At 36.2% G+C, this 26523-nt stretch carries 14 protein-coding genes, 1 pseudogene and 1 riboswitch; of the genes and pseudogenes, 11 read left to right on the forward strand and 4 right to left on the reverse strand.

What is annotated here, in order from left to right:
- Positions 1–81 precede the first annotated feature (81 nt).
- Both NH288_RS01535 and NH288_RS01540 read left to right on the forward strand, forming a co-directional pair.
- Entirely contained in the window at positions 82–1209 is a 1128-nt protein-coding gene (locus NH288_RS01535) for an SIS domain-containing protein (protein ID WP_265212549.1), read from the forward strand.
- Positions 1209–1910 (forward strand): GntR family transcriptional regulator, encoded by a 702-nt coding sequence (locus NH288_RS01540; protein ID WP_265212550.1) that lies wholly within the window; start codon positions 1209–1211, stop codon positions 1908–1910. The genes NH288_RS01535 and NH288_RS01540 overlap by 1 nt, the downstream gene beginning before the upstream one ends.
- Positions 1911–1946: 36 nt before the next feature.
- Here NH288_RS01540 and NH288_RS01545 read toward each other — a convergent pair whose 3' ends face one another.
- Both NH288_RS01545 and NH288_RS01550 read right to left on the reverse strand, forming a co-directional pair.
- Positions 1947–3845 carry a fructose-1,6-bisphosphatase gene (locus tag NH288_RS01545; RefSeq protein WP_265212552.1) on the reverse strand — a complete coding sequence of 633 codons (1899 nt, stop codon included), beginning with the start codon at positions 3843–3845 and terminating at the stop codon, positions 1947–1949.
- Between the two features lie 51 nt (positions 3846–3896).
- Positions 3897–4862, reverse strand: coding sequence for a hypothetical protein (locus tag NH288_RS01550; RefSeq protein ID WP_265212554.1), 966 nt, complete (start codon positions 4860–4862; stop codon positions 3897–3899).
- A gap of 316 nt (positions 4863–5178) precedes the next feature.
- Between NH288_RS01550 and NH288_RS01555 the strand changes: the two genes are divergently transcribed.
- The 3 genes from NH288_RS01555 (at position 5179) to NH288_RS01565 (ending at position 13049) form a co-directional block, all read left to right on the forward strand.
- Complete coding sequence (locus NH288_RS01555; protein WP_265212556.1) at positions 5179–8868, forward strand: DNA-directed RNA polymerase subunit beta; 3690 nt, start codon at positions 5179–5181, stop codon at positions 8866–8868.
- 21 nt (positions 8869–8889) lie between these two features.
- Entirely contained in the window at positions 8890–12456 is a 3567-nt protein-coding gene (gene rpoC, locus NH288_RS01560; RefSeq protein ID WP_321161873.1) for a DNA-directed RNA polymerase subunit beta', read from the forward strand.
- A 113-nt stretch (positions 12457–12569) separates the two neighbouring features.
- Positions 12570–13049 (forward strand): hypothetical protein, encoded by a 480-nt coding sequence (locus NH288_RS01565; RefSeq protein ID WP_265212558.1) that lies wholly within the window; start codon positions 12570–12572, stop codon positions 13047–13049.
- Between the two features lie 43 nt (positions 13050–13092).
- Here NH288_RS01565 and tenA read toward each other — a convergent pair whose 3' ends face one another.
- Entirely contained in the window at positions 13093–13761 is a 669-nt protein-coding gene (gene tenA, locus NH288_RS01570; RefSeq protein ID WP_265212560.1) for a thiaminase II, read from the reverse strand.
- Positions 13762–13844: 83 nt separating this feature from the next.
- A riboswitch (TPP riboswitch) is annotated at positions 13845–13932 on the forward strand.
- A gap of 66 nt (positions 13933–13998) precedes the next feature.
- Here tenA and NH288_RS01575 point away from each other — a divergent pair.
- The 4 genes and pseudogenes from NH288_RS01575 to NH288_RS01590 all read left to right on the forward strand — a co-directional run bounded on the left by NH288_RS01575 (position 13999) and on the right by NH288_RS01590 (position 16860).
- Entirely contained in the window at positions 13999–14700 is a 702-nt protein-coding gene (locus tag NH288_RS01575; RefSeq protein ID WP_265212562.1) for a class I SAM-dependent DNA methyltransferase, read from the forward strand.
- 429 nt (positions 14701–15129) lie between these two features.
- The gene (locus NH288_RS01580; protein WP_265212563.1) at positions 15130–15318 is read left to right on the forward strand and encodes a helix-turn-helix domain-containing protein; all 189 of its coding nucleotides are present in this window, start codon (positions 15130–15132) and stop codon (positions 15316–15318) included.
- Positions 15319–15524: 206 nt separating this feature from the next.
- Positions 15525–16204: pseudogene (locus tag NH288_RS01585) on the forward strand (Type 1 glutamine amidotransferase-like domain-containing protein).
- Positions 16205–16308: 104 nt separating this feature from the next.
- Positions 16309–16860, forward strand: a complete 552-nt coding sequence (locus NH288_RS01590) for a GNAT family N-acetyltransferase (RefSeq protein WP_265212564.1) — start codon at positions 16309–16311, stop codon at positions 16858–16860.
- A gap of 188 nt (positions 16861–17048) precedes the next feature.
- Here NH288_RS01590 and NH288_RS01595 read toward each other — a convergent pair whose 3' ends face one another.
- Positions 17049–18173, reverse strand: a complete 1125-nt coding sequence (locus NH288_RS01595) for an aldo/keto reductase (RefSeq protein ID WP_265212565.1) — start codon at positions 18171–18173, stop codon at positions 17049–17051.
- Between the two features lie 82 nt (positions 18174–18255).
- Here NH288_RS01595 and NH288_RS01600 point away from each other — a divergent pair, with 82 nt between their 5' ends.
- Entirely contained in the window at positions 18256–19533 is a 1278-nt protein-coding gene (locus NH288_RS01600) for a chloride channel protein (protein ID WP_265212567.1), read from the forward strand.
- 227 nt (positions 19534–19760) lie between these two features.
- Complete coding sequence (locus tag NH288_RS01605; RefSeq protein WP_265212569.1) at positions 19761–26435, forward strand: S8 family serine peptidase; 6675 nt, start codon at positions 19761–19763, stop codon at positions 26433–26435.
- Positions 26436–26523: the final 88 nt, after the last annotated feature.

Raw genomic sequence — 26523 nt, forward strand, 5'->3', positions numbered from 1 at the left:
ATAAATACCAATTTCATATACAGTAATATAAAATGGTAATTACCATATCCAGAAAATTTTAGGGTGCAAAGGAGATTAATGATGTTACTTGATAAAACAAAGTTAGAAGAAAGAGATTTTAAAAACACCTATACAGAAATATTTGCTCAAGCAGATACTTGGCTAGAAATATATAAAATATATGAAGAAAGAAAGGCTGGCATAGAAAATTTTCTAGCAAAGCTTAAGGGAGCTAAGGTAATCTTTACAGGGGCAGGCACCAGCGAATATGTTGGAAATATCGCAACAGACTACCTAAAAAGTCACGGAGACTTTGAATTTGAGTCAATAGCTACAACAGATCTTGTATCAGCCCCTTATCTTCACTTTGAAAAGGGCAGGAAGACCCTCTTAGTATCATTTGCAAGAAGCGGAAACTCCCCAGAATCCTTAGCAGCAGTTAAGCTAGGTAGACAGCTAGTAGATGACTTCTACAACCTACCAATAACCTGTGCAGAAAATGGAAAACTAGCAGCAGGGCTAAAAGAAGATCCAAAATCATATGTATTCTTAAACCCAGAATACACCAACGACAAGGGATTTGCTATGACAAACTCCTTCTCATCAATGCTCCTAGCAAGTCTATTAATCTTTGATACAAAAACACAGAATAAGGCAGAAATAGTAGAAAAACTATCAACAATAGCCAAAGAAGTTTATCAAAGAAGTCAAGAAATAGAAGACCTAGTAAACTTTGACTTCGACAGAGTAGTCTATCTAGGATCAGGTCCACTAGGAAAACTAACCAAAGAAGCAAGACTAAAAATACTAGAACTCACAGCAGGCAAAGTAGCAACAATCTGGGATAGCTCAATGGGCTTTAGACATGGTCCAAAATCCTTCATAAACGAAAAAACCCTAGTCATATCATTTCTATCAGAAAATGAATACACCAAAGCCTACGACATAGACATCCTAGACGAAATAAAAGCAGATGGAATCGCTCCTAAAATAATAGGCATAACAAATGAAGAAATAAATCGCCCATATGAATTTGTACTAAAATCAGAAGGGATAAATGATGCCTACCTAGCAGTAGCTTATGTAGTATTTGCCCAGCTAGTATCATTAATAACAAGCCTAAGAGTAGGAAATACACCAGACAATCCATCAGCAAGTCACACAGTAAATAGGGTTGTAAAAGGCGTAACAATCCACGAGTATAAGTAATGTCAAGTCTATATTCAAATCTCATAGACGACTTGATGGAAAAAATATCCACAATGGAAAAGGGAGCCAAGCTTCCATCAGAAAGACAGCTATGCTATGATTATAAAGTATCAAGGACAACTGTAAGAAAAGCCTTAGGATATTTAGTAAACTCAGGCATCCTCTACCAAGTCCAAGGCAGGGGAACCTTCGTCAGGGAAAGTAACAAGGAAAACTTATCAAACTACTATTCCTTTACAGAACAAACCAGAAAAAACGGCAAAACACCAAAGTCCCTAGTCCTAAGCTTTGAAATAAGACAGGCAAGTCCCGAAGAAAGAGAAATCTTTGAAGAAAAGGAAGGCTTTAAGGTCATTGCCTTTACAAGACTAAGGCTTGCAGATGATCTAGCCATGATGCATGAAACAACCCTCATTCCTTATGAGAGGTTCAAGGAAATCGACAAAAATCTACTAGAAAATAAACCCCTATATGATATTTTCGAAGAAGATTATAAGTCAAAGATTTATAATATAAAGGAAAGATTTTCGGTATCGTCTATGACAAGTCAAGTGGCAAAGACGATGAATCTAGAAGATAAGAGCCCATGCCTTAAAATAAGAAGGCTGTCCTATGATTTAGAAGATGATCTGATAGAATATACCCTATCTTACGCAAGGGCGGACCTCTTCTATTATGAAACTTCATATACCCACAACTAAAAATCAGCCCTTATATTTGGGCTGATTTTTATGTGCTTATTTATTCTCGTAAATTTTTAGAAGCTCTTGCAAGAGCTTAATTTTTTCGGCATTTTTCTTGCCTTCATCTGTATCTTTTCTGAGCATTCTTGGATTCATGATCTCAACTTCCTTTATATTAGGAGTGTAGGATGAAACCTTGTCGGTAATTGATTCGTAGGTCTTATGCTCAGCAAGGGCCACGTGGTGGGAGTTAAAGACTAGGGTATAGCCAGCTATGCCCGTTTTGGCCTGGTAAGGTTTTGAAATGCCGCCATCTATGACATAAAGTTTACCGCCTGCCTTGATTGGACTTTCTCCAGCTTCGGTAATTACTGGAACGTGGCCATTTATTATCCTTCTTCTAGGTCCACCCACTCCAAATTCATCCAGAATCATATCTACGATTTCTTCTTTTTCACAAAAATCGTAGTAAGGGTTGTAGTGCTCTTTCCTAAGGGCCTTGTCATCTACAAAGACATTTTCAAAATATGAATATTGGCTCTTGCCAAAAATTGGAGAATACCTACCGCTTATTAAATACCACATCATATCCTTGGCAAAGAGGTCATTGGTAAAGTAGGCATCTCTGGCAAGTCTATCGAATTTATCCATGAGGTTTTTGCCCTTGTAGGTCACATCTTTTATTTCTACTTCTTGGAATTTTCCATCTTTTGTAAGTGGGATGCAGCCGTGGAAGAGTAAAGATCCATTTTCCACCTGGTACATGGCACCATTTTGGTAGAGGAATTTGACGTGGGCATTTAGCTTGTCATTTTTGATAAAATCTTGTTTTAGGACGTGGATTACATTTTTTTCTTCTTTGGTCAATTTGGATGGATTCTTTGGGTCAATAGTTGGGAAATTTTTATCCTTAAGAGCAGCACCCTTGTAGGTAAAATTATCGAAGTTGATGAATTTGAGGGAATTTCTATTGTCCATATTCATATCAGGATTTCTCTCTATTAGGGCATAGTCAAGTTTATACCTAATTATAGAGATTGCCTTGTGCATCCTAGCAGCAGCTTCTAGGGTGATATTGTCATAAATATTATCGTCATAGATTCTTGGCTTAAAATATAGGCATGGGTCATCGCCATAAGTTTCCATTGCAAATTCAAAAAGGACTCTGAGGTTGATTCCATAGCCATCTTCTAGCATATCAAAGTTGTTATATTTGATGGCATCTGCAACGCAAGCTGCAATTAGGGCGGTATTTCCTGCACAAGCTCCCATCCAGGCTATGTCGTGGTTGCCCCATTGGAAGTCCACATTTGGGAAGGTTAGAAGTTCATCCATGATTATATGTGGGGATGGACCCCTGTCATAGATATCACCAACTATGTGGAGCTTATCTACAGACACCCTCTGGATTAGGGCGCAGAGGACTTTTATAAAGTCATAGGCTGTTTGGTAGGAGACGATATTTGATACCAAGGATTCATAATAGGCTCGCTTGTTGTACTCGGAGTCGTTGGTGTAGAGGAGCTCGTCTAAGATTAGATTATATTTTTGAGGAAACTTGCTCTTTACATAATCTTTTGGATATTTGGTTGATACAAATTTGAGGAGATTTATTAGCCTGTGAATGGTTATGGTAAGATAGTCAGCAGTAATTTTTTCTTCAGTCCTTAGTTCTTTTAGGACTAGGTCTGGGTCATAGATAAGCTTGGCCAGGTCATCTTGGTCGTGCTTTTCTAAAGTGTCACCGAAGAGCTTTTGAATCTTATCTCTAATGTTACCAGAGGCAGACCTTAGTAAATGCAAAAAGGCATCGCTTTCCCCGTGTATATCAGAGAAAAAATATTCAGTGCCCTTAGGTAGGTATTGCTGGCTGGTTAGTAAAATCAGCTCATCTTTGATGGCGCTTTTGTTAGGGTAGAGGGTTTTGATTAGTTCGTGGTAGGTCTTATCCATATTTTATCCTTTCTTGTAAATTAAAAGAGCAAAGGCCCGAAAATCGGGCTATTACTCCTTTGTTTCCTCTCTTACAAATGTTGATTTGTCATAGATTCTTTCATCTTCTGCCTTTTGAAAATCTTCCGCCAAATCTGGGTCATAGGTTATATCATCATTATCACTTACTATGACTTTGTTTGTTTTTAAATCTTCATGGGATTTTTTCTTTAGATCATCAAGATTTGTCTCTGTGATTATAAGATCATCAGATTTATTCTTACTTTCCTTATGATTATTAGGGCTTGCTTCTTCTTTCTTCAAATCAGCTAGGGTAAGTGGTTTTTCTTCTGATGCATTTTCATAAGTCTTGTCAGTATCGCTGCTTACATCATCTAGTTTGATTTTGTTTTCGTCTTTTTTCTCGGAATCTTCACTTTCACTATCGGTGTTTTTATCAATAAGCTGACTGGTTTTAATTTTAGTCTCGCCATCAAACTTTACTTCTTCGTTTTTAAGAAGTTTTACATCATCTGCTTTTAACAAGTTTTCAGAATTATCAGTATTATTTTGGTTTATTTCGATGTATTCTGTCTTAGTTTGTTTGGATCCTTCTACTTGATAAATACCCTTTACTTTTCCTATTAATCCGATAAGAGAATTTAATAATAAAAGTCCATTTAGGCCTATGAGTATAAATAGAAGTTTCTCTCTAAAACTCATAAGCAAAAATCCGTCAATTGCCAAAAATATAAGGGCAAAGAAAATATTTGATGGGTGGCTTTTTCCATTTTCACCTGCTTTAAAGATATTTCTTGCGACAATTGTATTTATAATAAAGGCAATTAACACAAGAATAAGGCTAAGAGGCTTAAGGATTGACCTAGCTATATTTGTAATCCCTATTAGGTCAAAGGCAGCTAAGTAGAGGTTGTTATCGACAAATACGATAAAACCAATAGCAAAAAACAACAGGATGCTTATTATAGACCTAAAAAGGCCTGTTATTATTGAAAAAAATTTAATTAAGTCTTTCATATCTCCTCCATTACTTATATTATATCATAAATTTCTGATTGTTTATATATTTTATAAATGTATAATAGAAGAAAGATAAAAAAATCCTATTAGATAATTGACAAATATACATTATCTGATATCATAATTAGATAGTTTTATAAAATAGTTCCAAGAGAATATATAGAATATAAGGAGAAATCTCAATAAAAGACTTGAAGGTTGATTGTTTTGAAGTATAATATACAATTGCTAGAAATCTATTTATGGAGATTTTTTTTATCTTATAGACAAGTAGAATTTGTCATTTGAAGTTTGCAAACAGTAAGGAGTAACAATGGCCCAATATCACAAGAAGTTATATGGGAAAACCGAGAGAATGTCCTTCTCAAAGTTTCCTGAAGTCTTAGATTTACCAAATTTATTAAAAGTTCAAAAAGACTCATATGATTGGTTTATTAAAGAAGGTCTTGGAGAAATCCTAGAAGACATCTCACCAATTGAGGATTATAATGGCAAGCTCAGCCTTGAATTTACAGGCTATGAGTTTGAAAAAGAACCAAAATATACCCTAAAAGAAGCTAAGTATAAAGACCTAACCTATGCCAGAGACCTAAAGGTTATGGCTATCTTATTTAATAAAGAAACTGGTGAAATCAAAAGACAAGAAGTCTTCATGGGTGATTTCCCAATGATGACTGACTCTGCAACATTTGTTATAAATGGTGCTGAAAGAGTTATAGTAAGCCAGCTTGTAAGAAGTCCAGGTGTATATTATGCAGAAGAGACTGACAAGAGCGGGGATAAGCAATATTCATCTACAGTTATACCAAACCGTGGTGCATGGATAGAATTTGATACTGACGCCAGCCATACTGTAAATGTCAGATTAGATAGAACAAGAAAATTACCAGCTACAACCCTTGTTCGTGCCCTTTTATTTGAGACAGATGAGGAAATTATTGAGGCTCTAGGTGATACCAAACATTTAAGAAATACCCTAGAGAAGGAAAATTCTGAAACTAGCGAAGAAGCTTTGATAGAAATCTATAGAAAGCTAAAACCAGGTGATCCTGCTTCCCTAGAATCATCCACCACCCTAATTAATAACCTCCTCTTTGATGATAGAAGATACGACCTTGCAAGAGTTGGTAGATATAAATACAACCTAAAACTTGCCCTAGCTGACAGAATCGAAGGCGAAAAAGCTGCAAGAGATGTAGTTAATAGCGAAACAGGCGAAATCTTTGTCAAAGAAGGTGAAGTAATTGATAGGGAGACTGCCCTAGCTATCGAAAATTCTGGAATAGTTACAGTTGATATAAATAAAATCAACTCAGATGGCAAGGAACAGACCCTAAGAATAGTTGGAAATAACTTTGTTGATGTTCACTCATTTGAAGAGCTAGAAGGCCTAGATATTGATTATGATGAACTAAGCGAAAAAGTTTATTATCCAGTAATGAGAGAAATAATCGATGAAGCTAGTGATGATGAAGAGCTTGTAAAACTCATCCAGAGAAGAAAGAAAGAACTTTCTCCTAAAAACATTACAAAAGCTGATATACTCGCAATAGTAAACTACCAATTCAACCTCTTTGAAGGTGTCGGCGAAACAGATGACATAGACCATCTTGGTAACCGTCGTGTAAGAGGTGTTGGAGAATTATTACAAAACCAATTTAGAGTTGGTCTTGCTCGTATGGAAAGAGTAGTCCGTGAAAGAATGACAACCCAAGACCCAGATATAGCAACACCACAAGGCTTAATCAATATCAAGCCTGTGACTGCTGTTATAAAGGAATTCTTCGGTTCATCCCAATTATCACAGTTCATGGATCAAACCAACCCAATGAGTGAGCTAACCCACAAGAGAAGACTATCAGCCCTAGGACCAGGCGGTCTATCAAGAGATAGGGCAGGAGTTGAAGTAAGAGACGTTCACGATTCCCACTACGGAAGAATCTGTCCGATAGAAACTCCAGAAGGACCAAACATCGGTCTAATCACATCTCTTACAACCTATGCTAGAGTAAATAAATATGGCTTTATAGAAACACCTTATAGAAAGGTAGAAGCTGGTGGCCATGTAACAGATGATATTGTATATCTAACAGGAGATATAGAAGATAATTTCATCATTGCTCAAGCCAACGAACCATTAGATGAAAACAATGTATTTATCAATGACAGAGTATCAGGCCGTGGTTATAAGGGTGAAAATGATATTTATCCAAGAGATGCCATCCAATACATGGACGTATCACCTCAACAGATAGTATCAGTCGGAGCATCCCTAATACCATTCCTTGAAAACGACGACTCTACCCGTGCCCTCATGGGTGCCAACATGCAACGTCAGGCAGTACCACTTATCAAGTCTCAAGCTCCAATAGTAGCTACAGGAATTGAGCATAGGGCTGCAAAGGACTCAGGTGTATGTGTAGTATCCAAAGAAGCAGGAAAAGTTGTCTATGTATCAGGTGATAAGATCAAAATTAAGTCAGACTCAGATGGTGAAGTAATCACCTATGACCTACTTAAATTTGAAAGAGCCAACCAAGGAACTACTATCAACCAAAGACCAATTGTAGAGCTTGGCGAAGAAGTAAAAGCTGACCAAGTAATCGCAGATGGTCCATCAACAGAACAAGGAGAGCTAGCCCTAGGTAAAAATATCCTTATAGCCTTTACAACATGGGAAGGTTACAACTTCGAGGATGCTATGCTCCTTAACGAAGAGCTAGTAATTAACGATGTCCTAACCTCAGTCCATATCGAAGAACACGAATGTGAAGCTAGAGAAACCAAGCTTGGCGCAGAAGAGATTACAAAAGATATACCAAATGTCGGCGATGATATGAAAAAAGACCTTGATGAAAATGGTGTGATAAGAATCGGAGCTGAAGTAACAAGTGGTGATATCCTTGTAGGTAAGGTATCTCCAAAGGGAGAAACCGAGCTATCTCCTGAAGAAAGACTACTTCGCGCAATCTTTGGTGAAAAGGCAAGAGAAGTTAGAGATACATCCCTAAAAGTACCTCACGGTGAAAAGGGAATCGTAGTTGATGTCAAAGAATACAACAAAAAAGACGGAGATGAATTATCTCCAGGTGTAAATAAAGTTATAAGAGTCTATGTAGCTACCAAGAGAAAGATCATGGTAGGAGATAAGATGTGCGGTCGCCACGGTAACAAGGGTGTCGTTTCAAGGATTCTTCCAAGAGAAGACATGCCATTCTTACCAGATGGAACCCCAATTCAAATATGCCTAAACCCACTAGGTATCCCAAGCCGTATGAACCTTGGTCAGGTACTAGAAGTGCACATGGGTCTTGCAGCAAGAACTTTAGGTTGGAAGATAGCAACACCAGTATTTGATGGTGCTATGGATACAGAAATCGAAGAAGTCCTAGAAGAAGCAAAGAAAGTTGCCCCATATGTAAATAAGACAGGTAAGATTAGACTACGTGATGGTAGGACAGGTTTAGAATTTGAAAACCCTGTAACAGTTGGAGTCATGTACATGCTTAAACTCCACCACATGGTAGAAGAAAAAATCCACGCCAGATCAATTGGACCATACTCCCTAGTAACCCAACAACCACTAGGTGGTAAGGCACAATTTGGTGGCCAAAGATTTGGAGAGATGGAGGTTTGGGCTCTAGAAGCATATGGTGCAAGCCATACCCTCCAAGAAATCTTGACAGTCAAATCAGACGATGTAACTGGAAGAGTTAAGACCTACGAATCAATAGTAAAGGGTGAAAATATCCCAGAACCAGGCACACCAGAATCATTTAAGGTACTTGTAAAAGAATTACAATCACTTGCCCTAGACGTAGAGCTTTTAGATGATAAGGGTGAAGTCGTAGAACTTAAGGAAAACATAGACGAACAAGATAGATTTTCTCAAGTAGAAAAGATAGATGCATCAAAGATAAGAAACCAAAGCAAACTTTTATCCAATGCCTCTGCAAAAGCTGAAGAAGTAAAGGCTGCAGAAGTAGAGGGTGAAGAGGCTTAAGTCATAGTTAGGAAGTTTGAATTGAGCGAATTAAAAGAATTTATCGGCATGAGGATGAAAGTCGCATCGCCAGAAAAAATAAGAAGTTGGTCTCATGGTGAAGTTAAAAAACCAGAAACAATAAACTATAGGACCCTAAAGCCTGAAAAAGATGGCCTTTTCTGCGAAAAAATATTTGGACCAACCAAGGACTATGAATGTTCTTGTGGTAAATACAAACGCATGAGATATAAGGGCGTAGTGTGCGAAAAATGTGGAGTAGAAGTCACAAAATCAAAAGTAAGACGTGAAAGAATGGGACACATAGAGCTAGCAGCTCCAGTAAGTCACATTTGGTTCTTCAAGGGAATCCCATCTAAAATGGGACTTCTCCTTGACATGAGCCCAAGAGTATTAGAGAAGATCCTCTACTTTGCATCCTATGTAGTAATCAACCCAGGTTCAACAGACCTAGCAGAAAAACAAGAAATCTCAGAAACAGAATACCAAGACGTACTTGAACAATATCCAGACGATACAGAATTTAAGGCAGCAATGGGTGCGGAAGCAGTAAAAGAACTACTTCAAAACATCGACCTTGAAAGAGAATACGAACTTCTTCTAAAAGAGCTTGATGAATCATCAAACCAAAAAAAGGTAAGAGTATCAAGAAGACTAGAAGTAGTAGATGCCTTCTTAACAAGTGGCAACAAACCAGAATGGATGATCTTAGATGTCCTTCCAGTAATGCCACCAGAATTAAGACCAATGGTCCAACTAGAAGGTGGAAGATTTGCAACATCTGACTTAAACGACCTATACAGAAGAGTAATCAACAGAAATAACAGACTAAAAAGACTACTTGATATAGGCGCTCCAGAAATAATCGTCAGAAACGAAAAGAGAATGCTCCAAGAAGCAGTCGATGCCCTAATAGATAACGGTCGTAGGGGAAGAGCTGTAACAGGAGCCTCAAATAGAAACATGAAGTCCCTATCAGACCTTCTTAAGGGTAAATCTGGTAGATTTAGACAAAACCTTCTAGGTAAGAGGGTAGACTATTCAGGACGTTCAGTAATCGTAGTAGGTCCAGACCTTAAGTTCAACCAATGTGGTCTGCCACAAGAGATGGCCCTTGAGTTATTCAAACCATTTATCATGAACAAGGTAGTAGAAAAAGACCTAGCCCACAACCTAAAGACAGCCAAGAAAATGGTAGAGAAAAAGGACCCAAGAGTGTATGAAGTCCTAGAAGAGGTTATAAAAGACCATCCAGTACTTCTAAACCGTGCTCCGACCCTCCATAGACTTGGTATCCAAGCTTTTGAACCAACTCTAGTAGAAGGAAAGGCAATCAAGCTTCATCCATTAGCATGTAACGCCTTCAACGCCGACTTCGATGGTGACCAGATGGCTATCCACCTTCCACTATCAAACGAAGCCCAAATTGAAGCAAGACTACTAATGATGTCAACAAACAACATCCTAGGCCTTAAAGATGGTAAGCCAATCACAACCCCATCTCAGGATATGGTATTAGGTGCTTATTACCTAACAACCATCAAAGAAGGAGCTAAGGGTGAGGGAATGGTATTTGAATCTATAAATGAAATGTATAAGGCTCTAGTAAATGGACTTGTAGAATATCAAAGTAAAATTGGCGTAAGAATCAAAAAAGATGAAATGGATCCAGGAAAGATTGTAACTTCATCAGTAGGTAGATTTATCTACAACGAAGGTATTCCACAAGATTTAGGCTATGTAAATAGAAAAGAAGATCCATATTCACTAGAAATAGACACAGTTGCAGATTCTGGAACCCTAAAAGATATAATCGATAGGTGCTTTAGAAAACATGGCAACATCAAAACAGCCGAAGTCCTTGACTACATCAAGCACACAGGCTATAAATACTCAACCTTATCAGGCCTAACAGTATCAATGGACGATGTAAAAATCCCAGCTGAAAAATGGCCACTAATAGATGAGGCTGATAAGGCAGTTGATAAGTACGACAAGCTTTACAGACGTGGTCTTATAACTGACCAAGAAAGATATGAAAAGGTAATTGAAATATGGCAAGATACAACCAACAAGGTTACAGATGCCCTACTTTCAGACCTAAGAGATGACAACAACATCAAAATCTTTGCAGATTCTGGTGCCCGTGGTTCAACCAACCAGATCAGACAGCTAGGCGGTATGCGTGGACTTATGAGTCAGGCCGATGGTAAAATCATCGAAATTCCTATCAAAGCTAACTTTAGAGAAGGTCTATCAGTACAAGAGTACTTTATATCAACCCACGGTTCTCGTAAGGGTCTAACAGATACAGCCTTAAGAACAGCCGACTCAGGTTACCTAACCCGTAGGATGGTAGATATATCTCAAGATGTCATAGTTACAGAAGATGACTGCCATTCAGATGGCTTTGTAGTAGCCCACGAATTTAAAGATGGCAACGAATTAATAGAAGATCTAAGAACAAGAATCGTAGGTCGTACATCTTTTGAAGATATAAAAGATGAATCAGGCGAGATAATTGTTCATAAAGATGAAGTAATAGACGAAGACTTGGCTGATAAAATCGTAGGAGCTGGCATCAAAGAAGTAAAACTTCGTTCAGTCCTAGAATGTAAGTCAAAACAAGGTGTATGTGCTAAATGCTACGGTAGAAACCTAGCTACAGGCAAGCACGTAAACATCGGTGAAGCTGTAGGAATTATAGCAGCCCAATCAATCGGTGAGCCGGGTACCCAGCTAACCATGCGTACCTTCCACTCCGGTGGTATAGCAGGCGTTGGAATCACCCAAGGTCTTCCAAGAGTTGAGGAGCTTTTTGAAGCTCGTAAGCCAAAGGGACTTGCCTTCATAGCAGCCAACTCAGGTGAGGTTCGTTTAATACAAAACGAAAAGAAAACTGACGTAGAAATAGTAGGCGAAGATGGCCAAGCTAGAGAATATAAGATACCATTTGGTTCAAGAATCCTAGTAAGAGACGGAGATTATGTAGAAATAGGAGCCCAACTAACAGAAGGTTCCCTAGATCCACACGATGTCCTAGATGTACTAGGCAAGGTCGGCGTTCAAGATTACATCACCAAGGAAGTTCAAAAAGTATATAGGCAACAAGGTGTTGAAATCGACGACAGACACATCGAAGTAATAGCTCGTCAGATGCTAAAGAAAGTAAAAATCGTAGACTCAGGAGATACAGAATTCCTGCCAGAAAGCTTGCAAGATAGACGTGAAGTAGATCTAGTAAACAAGGAAATGGAAGAAGCAGGCAAAAGACCAGCAATCTATGACCAAGAGCTTCTTGGTATAACCAAGGCATCTCTTGCCACAGACAGCTGGCTATCAGCAGCATCCTTCCAAGAAACAACCAGAGTTCTAACAGATGCATCAATCAAGGGCAAGGTAGATGACCTAAGAGGTCTAAAAGAAAACATCATAATAGGTAAGCTAATACCAGCAGGTACAGGCCTAAAATACTACAATGATGTAGAAATCGACTACGAAACCAAAGAGCTAGAAGATGAACAAATAAGAGCAAATTTAGAATCTGTAGAAAAAGCAATAGCTGAAGAAGAAACTGAAGAAGTGTAAATAATAAGAGCGTTTAGCCAAAAGCTAGCGCTCTTTTTCCTTACAAAGATTGTAATTCTCATATTTTTTATTTTTGCTATAATCATAATATAGAAAAAATAAAGGAGAAAAATATGAAAACAAATATTAAAAAACTATCTTCAATATTGTTAGTAGGTGGCCTTGCTCTTGGCCTTGCAGCTTGTGGAAAGGCAGATGCGGATGATTATTCTACAGGAATGATTAGCCAGAAAGAAATTCAAGAAGAATTTACTAAAACTAAGGAAAACTTAGACTGGCCAGAAGGATATGAAATCCCAGAAGAGATTGACTATAAGGATGATGATCTATATCAAAAAGGATTTGGCTCTACAAGGGCAAGCATGTATTGGGAAGCAGCCTGGGAAAAGGAATGGCTAAATACTTATAAGACTGATCCAGCAAGAGCTCAAAAAGCTTTAGATGAGTTAGAAAAAGCCAAGACTATGACTTATATGTCAGAAGCTAAATGTGATGATGCAACAAGAAAATATTTTAATGATATTTTAGAAAAAGCTAAAAATGGAGACCCATCAGGCTTTGAAGAAAATATCAAACTCAATGCCCCAGAATAAAAATAAAGCTGATGGAAGAGGTAAATATCCTCCCATCAGCTTTTTAAAATAAATCTCCTTCGTTATAAACCATATCCCAAAATTTAAGTTCATAGACTAGGCAATTTTTAAAGATACCTATCAAGTGCTTTCTTCTTTCATCATTCATATCAATTCCTAATTTATTAATCTCATCGACAGTTCCATCTACATAAGCAAGGTAGGTTGGATCAAGGTAGCCTGTAATAAATTTCCCGTAGACTGGGTGGTTTTTAGCATCAGGATTTACCCTATCTATGTGCCTAAAAATATTTACATAACCCAAATCACAAGCCATAAGGACCATCAAAATTTCTTCATAGCCGCCAATTAAGGATTGAGCTATCCTGTAATTAGAATAGGAAAGATTAGTGAGATTTGCAGGTCTTTTTTCAATTTTTTCGACATCTATGCCAAAATCTTTCATGACCCCACGGTGGATGGCCATTTCATTTTCCATACAATTATTCAAAAGGTAGGAAAATTTTCGGATGATTTCCTTCTTATTTGTCTTTGTAATACCAATTGCAAAAATCTTTACATGGTCCCAAAGATAAATGTAATCTTCTTCAAGATAATATTTAAATTTAGAAATTTCTAGGTCTCCGCTGATAAGGCCTGCTATAAAGGGGTGGTTATAAAGGTCTTGCCAGATGTCTTTAGTTTCTTCATATAAGTAGTCAATAAATTTCATAATTCCTCCACTTAAAACCATACCCGATTTCACTTTATTTTTTCTTGGAAAACTGTTATAATATTACTAACAATTGAATATCTCTTTTATATTCGGGGTGCCTTGTGCTGAGATTATACCCGCTAACCTGATAAACTTAGTAGTTTCGTAGGGAAATAAAAAAGCTAATGTAACTCTTTTTTCCGAATATAGAAAAAGGAGTTTTTTAATTGAATATTTAATCATACAGGAGAAGAAATGAAAGCAAAATTTGACGGACACGCCAATAAATATGACCAATGGTTTATGGAAAATGAAAATATGTATCTTACAGAGTTAAATGTAGTAGAAATGGCTCTTAAGAGTGTAAATACAGAAAAGTCCCTATCTGTAGGATGCGGTAGCGGTTTGTTTGAAGTTTCCCTAAAGGATAGGGGAATTACAATTACTGACGGCCTAGAACCATCAGAAGATATGGCTGCCATTGCAGAAAAAAGAGGTTTAAATGTAATTATTGGAATCATCGAGGATGCGAAATTAGAAGATGAATATTATGATTGCATCTATCTAAATGGCTCTTCAACATATATAGAAGATTTGGAAAGTGCCTACAAGACTGTCTACAAGGCCTTAAAACCAGGTGGCCACATTGTAGTAATCGATGTGCCTAAAGAGAGCTCTTTTGGAATTTTATACCAATTTGCTGCCTATGCAAAGACTTTTGATCTTCCAAATTTTGAGGGAATCCTACCAAAGTCACCATATCCAATAGAACTTGTGACAAATACTGTAATGACCACAACGCCTCATAAGCGTGATGTGCTTGAAAAGGTCGGTTTTAAAGATTTTAAATTCTACCAAACCCTAACAACAGATCCTGCATATTCAGACGATTATGTAGAAGAAGCCCAAGAAGGCTATGACAAGGGTTCTTATGTAGCTATAGTTGGTCAAAAATAAAAATAAAGCTGATGAAAGAGGAGATCGTTTAACCCATAAATACTAAAAGGTTTAATAATGTTTAAAGCGGAATGTAATCTGTACAGGACAGGGGACATTCCGTTTATTTTTTCTTAATCCTGTCTTCGTTTTAGCATTTAATATATTTTTAAATCTTACTTTTCAAGTGGTCATAACTTTTAAACTCTTCTGTGTAAAACATTTATTGTATCAATATCCTAAATAACTTGTTTATTGGAGAATTATTTAGACAATTACCTTTTCTTGACATACTTTTGGTTATGTTCATTTTTTCTACCCTAATAGTCCAAGAACTATAAAAACCAATTTATAAGTAAAGTCATAGATTTAGGATCTGACGTCTAAATTTCAAAATCAGTAGATTCTAGAAAACTCATCTTAAAATTTCAAGAAGTTTATGGTGGAGGATTGATAAGTGATGAAAAAATATATGAAAACTCATTCATAAAAAGGGACGAAGAAGTCTTAAAAGAAATAATTTCATATAAAACACAAACTCAAATCTTCAAGAAAATTTTCGTAAGTGAACGCACCCTCTACCATCACATAGAAAATATTTACAAGAAATTAGGTGTGGAAAATAAGGTGGAATTATAAATAAAGGACTTAGAATTAGAATATGTAGACCAATTTTAGGAAATTACTAGTATGATTTTGCTTGTTAAAATCTCCTTAACCTTAATAGTTTAATTGACATATCAAGAGCATCTCGTGTTATTATAATTATAATGGTGACCCTTTAAGTAAACGCAAAGGGTTAAATGCTTCTATTAATGAAATGATTTAAAAAGAGGAGAAGAGTAATGATAATAGCAATTGGTGGCGGCGAAGTATCACAAAATCAAACTTACGAGATAGATAAATTTATTGTTGAATCATCAGAAAAAGAAAATCCAAATTTTCTATTTATTCCCACAGCAAGTAATGATGCTGAGCCATATATAAAACTATTAATGAATTGTATGAGAGTTTAGGTTGCAAAACTGATACCTTGTATTTATCTAATGTAGATGTGAATATGAAAGAAGTTAACCGAAAGATTGAAAAAGCAGATATAATTTACATTGGAGGTGGAAATACTGCTTACATGATGGAAGTTTGGAGAAAATATTCTGTTGATAATGCACTAATAAGAGCTTATACAAGTGGAAAGGTACTCTCTGGTTTAAGTGCTGGCTCTATATGTTGGTTTATTGCGGGTCATAGTGATAGTGAGTTTATAGAAGATGTTGAAAGTCCAAAGCATAAATGGGTTAAAGGTTTAGGTATAATTCCTTATTTGCATTGCCCACACTATGATGAACCTGAAAGAGTAGGCTTTGATGAGTTTTTTACTGGACAAGTCACAGATGCAATCGCAATAGAAAATCAAGTGGCAGTTGTTTGGGATAATTATGAAATCAAGGTAATTAAATCTAATAATAGTAAAAATGCATATAGACTTTCCTGGAGTGATAAAAGTTTGAATAAAGAAGTTCTATAAGACTTTATATACCGCTTCTGCACTACTGTCAAAGTATGCTATTGTAGATTTTAGATCGGAAGAATATAATACAAAACAACAAATTAATTGATGGGAGTTGAACTATGAAATTTAAACCTGAAAAATTTAAACTTAAAGATGGCAGAATGTGTGAAATTAGAGAAATCCATGTTAATGATGCAGTTGATATGGTAGAATATCTCAAAATTGTTATGGGGGAATCTGATTTTATGAACTCTTATCCAGATGAAATAACTATGACAGCCGAAGAGGAGGAAAAAACGATAGAAGGTTTTAATAAGTCTGATTCTACCCTTATGCTTGTTGTAGGAATGGATGGAAGGCTTATTGCTAGTGGAACTATTATAAGGCTTAGTAAAAAGAAAATGCGTCACAGGGGAAATGTAGCAGTAGCAGTGCTTAAAGAATTTTGGAATTTAGGAATTGGAAAAAATATTCTTCTATGTCTTGAAGGCTATGCCAAGGATTTGAATCTTTCACAGATAGAATTAGATTATTATTCTGGCAATAAAAGAGCCAGGACCCTTTATGATAAAATTGGATTTATTGAGACTGGAAAAACTCCTAATTCCATCATTTTGAAAGATGGTAGATCATATGATAGTATAAAAATGGTTAAAAATATTAAAAGTTAGCTCTTTTAAAATATTTTGAAAATCAAGATATTAAAAAATTATACAAAATAAAAGGGGCTGTTGTAAAACTATGAATAACTATCGTCCTATCACTATAGGAAAGCCTGTAGGCGTTTGAGTTTTTTCACAAGGTTCCTCTAGTGATTTGGGATGATTTATTCATTCTGTAACAGACCCTTACAATTCACTTATCTACTTAAATATTCATCAGCCCTTCTCAAACCCTCGATTATTTCTAGGCTTTGTGGACAGATTTCCTCGCATTTGCCGCATTCTATGCACTCTTCAGGGCTTACTCCATCTTTTAGATATTCTATATAGGCCTTTTGAGATTTTTCTTTTTCATCATAAAGGTGGGCGTTATTCCAGAGGGCAAAGACCTTTGGTATATTGATATCAACTGTACAAGGCAAGCAATATTCGCAAGCTGTGCAGGCGATTTGCTCCCTTGACTTATAGATTGATCTTGCCTTTTGGTAAAAATCCTTATCCTCATCACTTAGACTTCCTGGCTCTAATTGACTTGCTATGGCAAGATTTTCCCTAACTTGGTTTATGTCATTCATACCAGAAAGTACAGTCATGACATTGTCCAAATCTAGGACAAATTTAAGGGCCATTTGGGCTGGTGAAAGGTCTGAACCCTTCATTAGGTCTTTTACTTCACGAGGTGGATTTGCAAGTCTTCCGCCCTTTACAGGCTCCATTATCACAAGGGGAATGCCCATTTCCTTGGCAAGTGTATAGCCCTTCATACCTGCTTGAAGGTTGATATCCAGATAATTTAATTGGATTTGGCAGAAATCCCATGGATAGGATTTGATAATTTCTTCAAAAATTGGATATTCATCGTGGAAGGAAAAGCCAATGTTTTTTACAAGTCCTTTTTCCTTTATAACTTTTATAAAGTCAAAAAGTCCATTTTCTACAGCTTGGTCAAATTTCTTCTTATCCAATGAATGGATTAGGTAAAAATCAAAATAATCTGTGCGAAGGTTTGCCAGTTGTTCCTTAAAAATCTTCTCATAATCTTCATAAGAATTTACCAGCCAAACTGGCATCTTAGTTGCAATTGTGACCTTATCCCTAAGGTCATTTTCTTCTATGAATTCTCCAATAAATTTCTCGCTCATCTGATTGTGGTAAGGGTAGGCTGTGTCTATGTATGTAAGTCCCTTATCTATAGCCTCTTTTATAATCTCGCTTGAGTATTCTTTGTCAATCTTACCATTATCATCATCAAGGGTCTTAAATCTCATGCAGCCAAAGCCAAGTCTTGAGACTTTATCTCCCTTATAATCAAAATATTTCATAAATTCCTCCTTAACTACATTTCTACCCAAATTTAAAATTGTTAATAAGTAAAATTTCTGTATAGTAAATACGAGGTGAATTATGGAAAAATTATATAAAAAGTTATATTTATTTGTTATCTTAGGAATTTTTGTAGGTCTTTTGATTGGGATTTTCAAAAAAGCAATAGGCTTAGTTGCAAGTTTCATGGAAGAATTCCTAAGCAAGACTTCTGGCAATTTAACAAATTCCTTCTTATTTATTTTATTTTTAATTCTTATAGGAATTATTACTTTTTATATCCTAAAAAAGGATAAAGATACCAAGGGATCTGGAATACCAGTGATAATGGGTATGATGGATGGGGAATTTGAAGTTAATTCTAAAAAAACCATCATTAATAAATTTATAGCATCCTTTCTAACTATTGGTTCAGGTCTAACAGTAGGCAGGGAAGGCCCATCAGTTCAGCTTGGTGGCCTGGCTGGAGATATTGTGGCAGGCTTTGACCAAACTTTTGAGAGGAAATATTTTATAGGATCTGCGGCAGCAGCAGGTTTTGCAGTAGCCTTTAATGCTCCCGTAGCAGCAATAATCTTTGGGGTAGAAGAAGTCTTTAGAAAGCACGATGTAAAGACCTTCCTTACATCAGCTACAACTACAATAGCAGCGACAATCACATCAGGACTAATTTTTGGAGACTTCCCAAGCCTAATAGAGATACCGGTTTTTGATAATGTAAGCCAGGCAAGGCTTTGGATAATCCTTATCCTAGGCATAGTCACAGGCCTTTCTGGAGTCTTATTTAATAAGCTGGTAATAGGGGCAAAATCAGTTTACAAAAAAATTCCCCTTCCAGACCTTGTGAAATACCTGGCCCCATTTGTCATAACAGGCCTAGCCTTACTAGTAGATCCAAGGCTTTTTGGATCAGGAGAAGAATTAATATACCTACCAGCAGGTGGGGGCGAATCTTTGGCCACACTTATATATATGTATTTTGCAAAAATTCTCCTCTTAAGCCTTGCCTTTGGCATGGGCCTATCAGGAGGCTCCCTAGTTCCACTCCTAGCAATAGGGGCAATCCTTGGCAATATCTACGCCACAGCCCTCTTTGATATGGGTCTAATCCCGGCAGAAAGAATCTTTGCCATAAGTTTAATAGCCATGGCAGGCCACTTCTCAGCCATAGTAAGAACTCCAATTGCAGCCATAATCCTAATTGTGGAAATGACAGGCGGAGCCTTCTCAAACATCCTAGGCCTAGCCCTAGTATCCTTTATAGCCTACCTAGTAGCAGAAATATTTAAATCAAAACCATTCTACGAAGACCTCTATGAAAGGCTTCTAAAAACAGAAAAATCTTACTTTAAACATTAATTATTTGCAAACTACAAAATAAATGCCTATATATGTTTAATTAATCGGCTATCTAAATCTTGACAAGTGTTAAAAATATATAAAGATTATATTGACAAGGTGATATAAATGTTTTATAATTGATTAGTGGTACTGAAAATCATTATCACAATTTTATATTTTGTACATTAATATGAATTAATATTTAACATGTTAAATAAATAATTAATAGAGGATATGGAGAATAAATGAATAATAAAAAAATTATTAAGGCGACATTAATTGCTGCCTTATCTATTTCATTCTTATTTAATGAGCCTTCCTTCGCAAGTGGCGAAGAAGAAAAACCGCTAGAGGCAAATAGCCAAAGCCTTGCTAGTGAAAATGAAGCAACTACAGAAAAAAAAGAAGAAGCAAAGAGTGAAGAATCTTTTGATAAAGAAAATGAACAAAAGAAAGAAGATGAAAACAAAGACAAAGCTCCTGCTTTAGAAACTTCCCTCAAAGAAGATAAGTCTGATGAAAAAGAAGGTAAATCAACAGAAGATACACATAAAGCTGACCTTAATAAGGATTCATCTATTGAAGAAAAGAAAGATGATAAGGCTGTAGAAAAGAAAGATGATAAAGTTTTAGATAATAAAGATAAGGGTAGAGTCATCTACATAGCCGAATTTAAAGATAAAGAGGCTGCTGAAAGGGCAATGAAGGAAATATCAAAATTTTCTTCTACAAAAGTTTTGTATGCCTATAATACAATTTTCAATGGTTGTGCAATTGAAACAAAACAAGATAATCTTGATTTGATTAAACATATCGAAGGAATATCATCTGTAGACAGAGCTCAAAAAGTTGAGCCAATGATGAATCACGCAAGAGAAGAAATCGGTGTCAATGAAGCTATCGACTACCTAAAAGCCATTAACAAAGACATGGTAATGAAGTTTGACGGTAGGGGCATGGTAATTGCAAATATCGATACTGGAACTGATTATAGGCACAAGGCTATGAGAATTGACGATGAAGCTAAGCCTTATATGAAATATAAAAAAGAGGACATGAAGGGAACTGACAAGGACTTTTGGTTGAGTGATAAAATTCCTCATGCCTTTAACTATTATAATGGTGGCAAAATCACTGTCGAAAAATATGACGATGGTTCCGACTATCATGATCCACATGGTATGCATATAGCGGGAATCCTTGCTGGTAATGATACTGATAAGGATATAGCTAAGTATAATGGTATAGACGGAATAGCACCAAATGCTCAAATCTTTTCTTACAAGATGTACTCAGATTCAGGTGATGGCTTTGCTGGTGATGAAACAATGTTTCACGCTATCGAAGATGCAATCAAACATAAGGTTGATGTAGTATCTGTATCTTCTGGATTTACAGGAACAGGTCTTATTGGTGAGAAATATTGGCAAGCAATTAGGGCTTTAAGAAAGGCAGGTATTCCTATGGTAGTTGCTACTGGTAACTATGCAACATCTGCTTCAAGCTCATCATGGGACTTGGCTGTTAATAACCAACTAAAGATGACCGATACAGGAAATGTAACTAGAACTGCTGCCCACGAAGATGCCATAGCTGTTGCATCAGCTAAAAATCAAATAGTAGAGTTTGATAAGGTAAATATTGGTGGCGAAAGCTTCAAGTATAGAAATATCGGTACCTTCTTCGATAAAAATAAGATTATTAGTAATGAAGATGGAAGCAAAGCATCTGACAAAATGAAATTCGTTTATATAGGCAAGGGTCAAGATGAAGATCTAGTTGGGCTTAATCTTAAAGGCAAAATTGCTGTTATGGATAGAATATATACAAAGGATTTAAAATATGCCTTCAAAAGAGCTGCCGATAAGGGTGCTCGCGCAATCATGGTTGTAAACACTGTTAACTACTATAACAGGGATAACTGGACAGAGCTTCCAGCCATGGGCTACGAAGAAGATGAAGGAACAACTTGCCAAGTATTTTCAGTATCTGGTGATGATGGACTTAAAATTTGGAATATGATTGATCCAGCCAATAAAACTGAGGTTAAGAGAAACAAGAAAGAAGACTTCAAAGATAAGCTTGACCAATACTATCCAATTGATATGGAAAGCTTCAACAAAAACCGTCCAAAGCTTGGTGATGAGAAAGAGCTAGACTTTAACTTTGCTCCTGATACAGACAAGGAACTTTATAAAGAAGAAGTAATCGTGCCAGCAGCCTCTACATCATGGGGTCCAAGGGGTGACCTCCTACTAAAACCAGATGTATCAGCACCAGGAAAGAACATCAAATCAACTCTAAATGTAATTGATGGCAAATCAACTTATGGTTATATGTCAGGAACAAGTATGGCAACACCAGTGGTCGCAGCATCAACAGTATTGATTAGACCAAAACTAAAAGAGATGCTCGAAAAACCTGTCCTCAAAAACCTAGAAGGTGAGGATAAAATCGACTTAACTACTCTTACAAAGATTGCCCTACAAAACACAGCAAGACCTATGATGGATCCAACATCTTGGAAGGAAAAATCACTATATTATGCTTCGCCAAGACAACAAGGTGCAGGTCTAATTAACGTTGCTAATGCACTAAGAAGTGATGTTATAGCAAGCTTTAAAAATGTTGACTCCGAAGGTCTAGTAAACTCATATGGATCTATATCACTTAGAGAAATTAAGGGAGAAAAGAAATATTTCACAATCAAGTTGATTAATACATCAGATAGGCCTCTCACATTTAAGGCTTCATCATCTGCAATAACCACAGATTCCCTTACCGACAGGCTAAAACTTGATGAAACTTACAAGGATGAGAAATCATCAGATGGTAAACAAATTGTTCCAGAAATTCATCCAGCAAGTATTAAGGGTGCAAATATTAGCTTTGAACACGATGTATTTACAATTGCTCCAAACTCTTCATATGAATTGAAGGCTGTAATAAATGTAGGAGATGCAAAAGATAAAGACCAATTTGTAGAATCCTTCATTAGACTTGAATCTAAAGAAGAACTTGAGGCAATGTGTGGCAAGGAAAACAAGACAGTATTCCAACCATCTCTATCAATGCCACTTATGGGCTTTGCTGGAAATTGGAACAAGGAGCCAATCCTTGACAAGTGGGCTTGGGAAGAAGGCTCTAAATCAAAAACCATGGAAGGTTATGACGATGATGGTAAACCAAAAATACCTGGAACCTTGAACAAGGGTATAGGTGGAGAACATGACATCGATAAATTCAATCCAGCAGCCGTTATCCAAAACAGAAAAGATGGAAATACAAAATCACTTGATCAAGATCCTGATTTATTTGCACTAAATAACAACCACGGATTATATGATCCATCACAAAGCGAATCAAAAGTCGCAAGAATTTATCCACTTGATAATAAGGGACAACCACAAGAAGTTCAAATCGAAACAGGGCTAACACCTTCCCCACTCGTTCTAAGAAGTGCAAGAGAAGGCTTAATCTCAATTGTAAATACTGACAAAGAGGGCGAAGGACAAAAAGACCTCAAGGTTGTATCTAGAGAGCACTTCATCAGAGGAATCCTAAACTCAAAGAGAAACGATGCTAAGGGGATTAAGTCATCCAAGTTAAAAGTTTTGGGAGATTTGAAATGGGATGGCCTTATTTACAATCCTAGAGGAAGAGAAGAAGGCGCTAATGATGATAATAATAACCAAGACTTTGAAACAAAACTTAGGGGTCAATTTGAACCGATAGCTGAGGGTCAATACTTCTACAAGTTCAAATATAGATTAACTAAGGATTATTCATGGCAAGTTTCTTATATACCAGTAAAAATTGACAATACAGCTCCAAAGATTGTCGATGTTGATTTCTCTAATCCAGACAAAATCAAATTAATAGCAAAAGATACCTACCACAAGGCAAAAGATGAGTACAAAAATGAAACCTTGTTTGTAAGAGATCAAAAAGACCATCCAGAGAAATTTGAAGAAGTAGCCAACGAAGTATGGTATGCAGGTGCAGCTATAGTTGACGAATACGGTGATGTTGAAAGAAACCTCAATGTAAAATATGCTGGAGAAGGCGAAGGTAGACATAGAAAGCTTGATGATAAAGGAAATACTATCTACGAAATTAGCGGTGCAGGAGATTTAAGAGGAAAAATCATAGAAGTAATCGCCCTAGATGGTGCAAGCAACTTCACCAAAATCCATAGGATAAAATTTGATAAGCAAGCTGATGCAAACGGAATGATTTCTTATTACCTAGTAGATCCTGACCAAGATTCTTCTTCTTACAAAAAACTTGGAGAAATTTCTGAAGAAAAACTCAAAAATGCAAAGAGCTCAGAGGAAAATACCAATAATAATCAAGTTAAGGATGAAGACTCAAAACCAGCTGAAGAAAGTTCAGTTGAGGGAGAAGCTAGCCTTGAAATAAATAAAAATATTTCAACAATTAGAGACTTTGAAAATAAAGACCTAAAGAAACTAATTAAAAAGAAATATAAGGAAATATATGACTTTGTAAGTGGTGAAATGAAAACAGTAGAGTGTGATTACGAATATGATGAAAAAGGAAATATAAAAGCCTACGATGATGGAAGTGCTCTAGAATATGAAACTGAGGAACTTGATGATGTTAAATCAAAGCTTGGTGGAGTGTTAAGTCCATCAAAGGATGGCCATTTTGAAATTCTTGGAAAAGTAAATAATGTATCAAAAGATGCTAAGGCCTACTATGGTAATGACTATAAAATAATAGAAATCAAGGCAAGTAAATACGACCCACAAACAAAAACTCTAACATTTGACTTATTTGCAAACACAAATGATGTAGTCAATGGTCTATCCTTTACTGGAGATATGAATATTATCGTAAAAGATAAGGGTCAAACAAAAGCTAAAACTATAATAAGGATGCCAGAAAAAAAGGATGAAGCCGCGGAAGCTGCACCATATGCTTCAAGCTATGGAAATATTATCGAACTAGGTGAAGGTGAACTAACTAAACAAAAACCAAAAGATCCAAGCAAGATGGATACAAACAAGATGTTCTTCGATAAAGAAAAGGGTCAATATGTATTAAATGATAAAATGATTGTAAGAAAGGGATATGCCCTAAGAGTTACGACATTTAACCCAGGAAAAACTGATATGCTTGATGGTAATGGAGTTTATAGCATGGAAGATATAGAAAAAATCCAAAAGACTGCCCCTAACATCAAGGCTTTATCACAAAAAACAATCTACTGTGATAGTAGAAATGTTGAAGATGGTAGAAGCACTCAATCGGTTCTCATGTCAGCCTTGGACGGATTTAATATAGTTAGATATCAAGTCTTTACATTCAAAACTAATGACAAGGGAGAAGCTATAGATAAGGATGGAAATCTTGTAGATGATCCTTCTAAACTAGTTCTTCTTGGCAAAGATGGCAAGGAATACCTTGGAGATGATAAATCCAACGTAGAAGCCATCAAAGAAGATGGAGGAATGCTATTTATAGATGCAAAATCAGTAGATTTGACTATGGATAGAAACTATTTCAATCCAACAAAGGACAATAAAATCTATGTAAGAAAACCAGAATTCTATTTAAGAGGAAAAATAGGAGATAAGGGTGGTTTCAACTGGGAAATGAGAGTTAACGAGTCAGTTGTAGACAACTACCTAATTTACGGTGATTTACACATAGATAATACAAGAGACTTTAACATTAAGCTTGATGTAAAAGATGGGGATATCATGGACTGGGGAATGAAGGACTACAAGGCTAATGGATTCCCAGACAAGGTCAAAGATATGGATGGCAATGTATACCTACAAACTGGTTATAGTAAACTTAATGCCAAGGCTGTTGGAGTTCACTATCAATTCCTCTATGATACTGTAAAACCTGAAATCGAACAAAAGGATGATGGTAACACAGCTATTGAATATGAAAAAGATAAATTTATCAAATTCAATGTTACAGACAAGAGAGATGGCGATAAAGCTGGAGAAATCCAAGACAAACAAATCTTTGTAAATGGTATAGCATACGAGTCCTTAGATGATATAAAAGATATAAAGGAAAATACGCTAACAATCAAGTTTGTTGTAAAAGACTTTGCAAACAATACTAGGGTAAAGGAATTTAGCTTTGACAAAGAAAGTGGCACATTAACTCCTATAGATCCAGAAAAAGTCAAGATTACAATAGATAATAAGGAAAATGAACTTGTAAAGGGAGAGGATTTCCAATTACCAGAATACAAGGGAGAAGTTCCAGAAGGTAAAGGCTTCAAGGGTTGGAAAGTCAAAGATAAAGACGGAAAAGAAGAAATTAAAGCACAAGGTGCCTTCTTATTTGCTATGGCAGATCTAAGTGTTCAACCAGACTTCTACGATCTTCCTAAAGAAGTTAAAGAAGAAAATAAACAAACTTTTGATGAAACAAAGAAAAAAGATGAGGATTATTCAAAGATTTGGAATATAACTTGCCCAAGTGATACAGAAAATCCTTCAGAAGACCCTTCTGTAATTCCTTCAGAAGATCCTTCTGAAATTCCTTCAGAAGATCATTCTGTAATTCCTTCAGATAATCCTTCTGAAATTCCTTCTGAAAATCCACAAATTCCAGAAATAAATCTAGCTCATAAGAGTGAAAATTCAAAAGATAATCAAGGATTAGTAGTGGAGGCAAGCTTAGAAACTAAAGAGCTTAAAGGAGATCCTTCAAAAGACAATACCTTAGTTCAAAATGCTAAGGAAGATAAGGATAAAGAAGAAGCAAAGGAAAATAAGAGCCAAAGAAGTGAAGAAAAATCACAAGAAAAGAATGAGAAAGCTCCAAAAAGCACAAATGTTAAAACAGGAGTAGAGAGCCTATCATCAGTAGTGATGGGATTATTTGCAGCAAGCCTTGCCTTATTCAAGACTAAAAAAAGAAAATAAAAAGACCTAATATAAACTAAGTAAATATTAGATCTGATACCAGAGTTAGCATAAAGCTTGCTCTGGTATTTTTTTGTCTTAGAATTTT

This window comes from Anaerococcus sp. NML200537, assembly GCF_026131715.1.
Classification (GTDB): Bacteria; Bacillota; Clostridia; order Tissierellales; family Peptoniphilaceae; genus Anaerococcus; species Anaerococcus kampingae.

What these genes read in the sequence shown, in the direction of transcription:
- NH288_RS01600 (WP_265212567.1), top strand. Translation starts at nt 18,256, where the DNA reads ATGGAAAAATTATATAAAAAGTTATATTTATTTGTTATCTTAGGAATT.
- NH288_RS01565 (WP_265212558.1), top strand. Translation starts at nt 12,570, where the DNA reads ATGAAAACAAATATTAAAAAACTATCTTCAATATTGTTAGTAGGTGGC.
- NH288_RS01535 (WP_265212549.1), top strand. Translation starts at nt 82, where the DNA reads ATGTTACTTGATAAAACAAAGTTAGAAGAAAGAGATTTTAAAAACACC.
- tenA (WP_265212560.1), bottom strand. Translation starts at nt 13,761, where the DNA reads ATGAAATTTATTGACTACTTATATGAAGAAACTAAAGACATCTGGCAA.
- NH288_RS01545 (WP_265212552.1), bottom strand. Translation starts at nt 3,845, where the DNA reads ATGGATAAGACCTACCACGAACTAATCAAAACCCTCTACCCTAACAAA.
- NH288_RS01540 (WP_265212550.1), top strand. Translation starts at nt 1,209, where the DNA reads ATGTCAAGTCTATATTCAAATCTCATAGACGACTTGATGGAAAAAATA.
- NH288_RS01595 (WP_265212565.1), bottom strand. Translation starts at nt 18,173, where the DNA reads ATGAAATATTTTGATTATAAGGGAGATAAAGTCTCAAGACTTGGCTTT.
- NH288_RS01575 (WP_265212562.1), top strand. Translation starts at nt 13,999, where the DNA reads ATGAAAGCAAAATTTGACGGACACGCCAATAAATATGACCAATGGTTT.
- NH288_RS01555 (WP_265212556.1), top strand. Translation starts at nt 5,179, where the DNA reads ATGGCCCAATATCACAAGAAGTTATATGGGAAAACCGAGAGAATGTCC.
- NH288_RS01590 (WP_265212564.1), top strand. Translation starts at nt 16,309, where the DNA reads ATGAAATTTAAACCTGAAAAATTTAAACTTAAAGATGGCAGAATGTGT.
- NH288_RS01550 (WP_265212554.1), bottom strand. Translation starts at nt 4,862, where the DNA reads ATGAAAGACTTAATTAAATTTTTTTCAATAATAACAGGCCTTTTTAGG.
- NH288_RS01605 (WP_265212569.1), top strand. Translation starts at nt 19,761, where the DNA reads ATGAATAATAAAAAAATTATTAAGGCGACATTAATTGCTGCCTTATCT.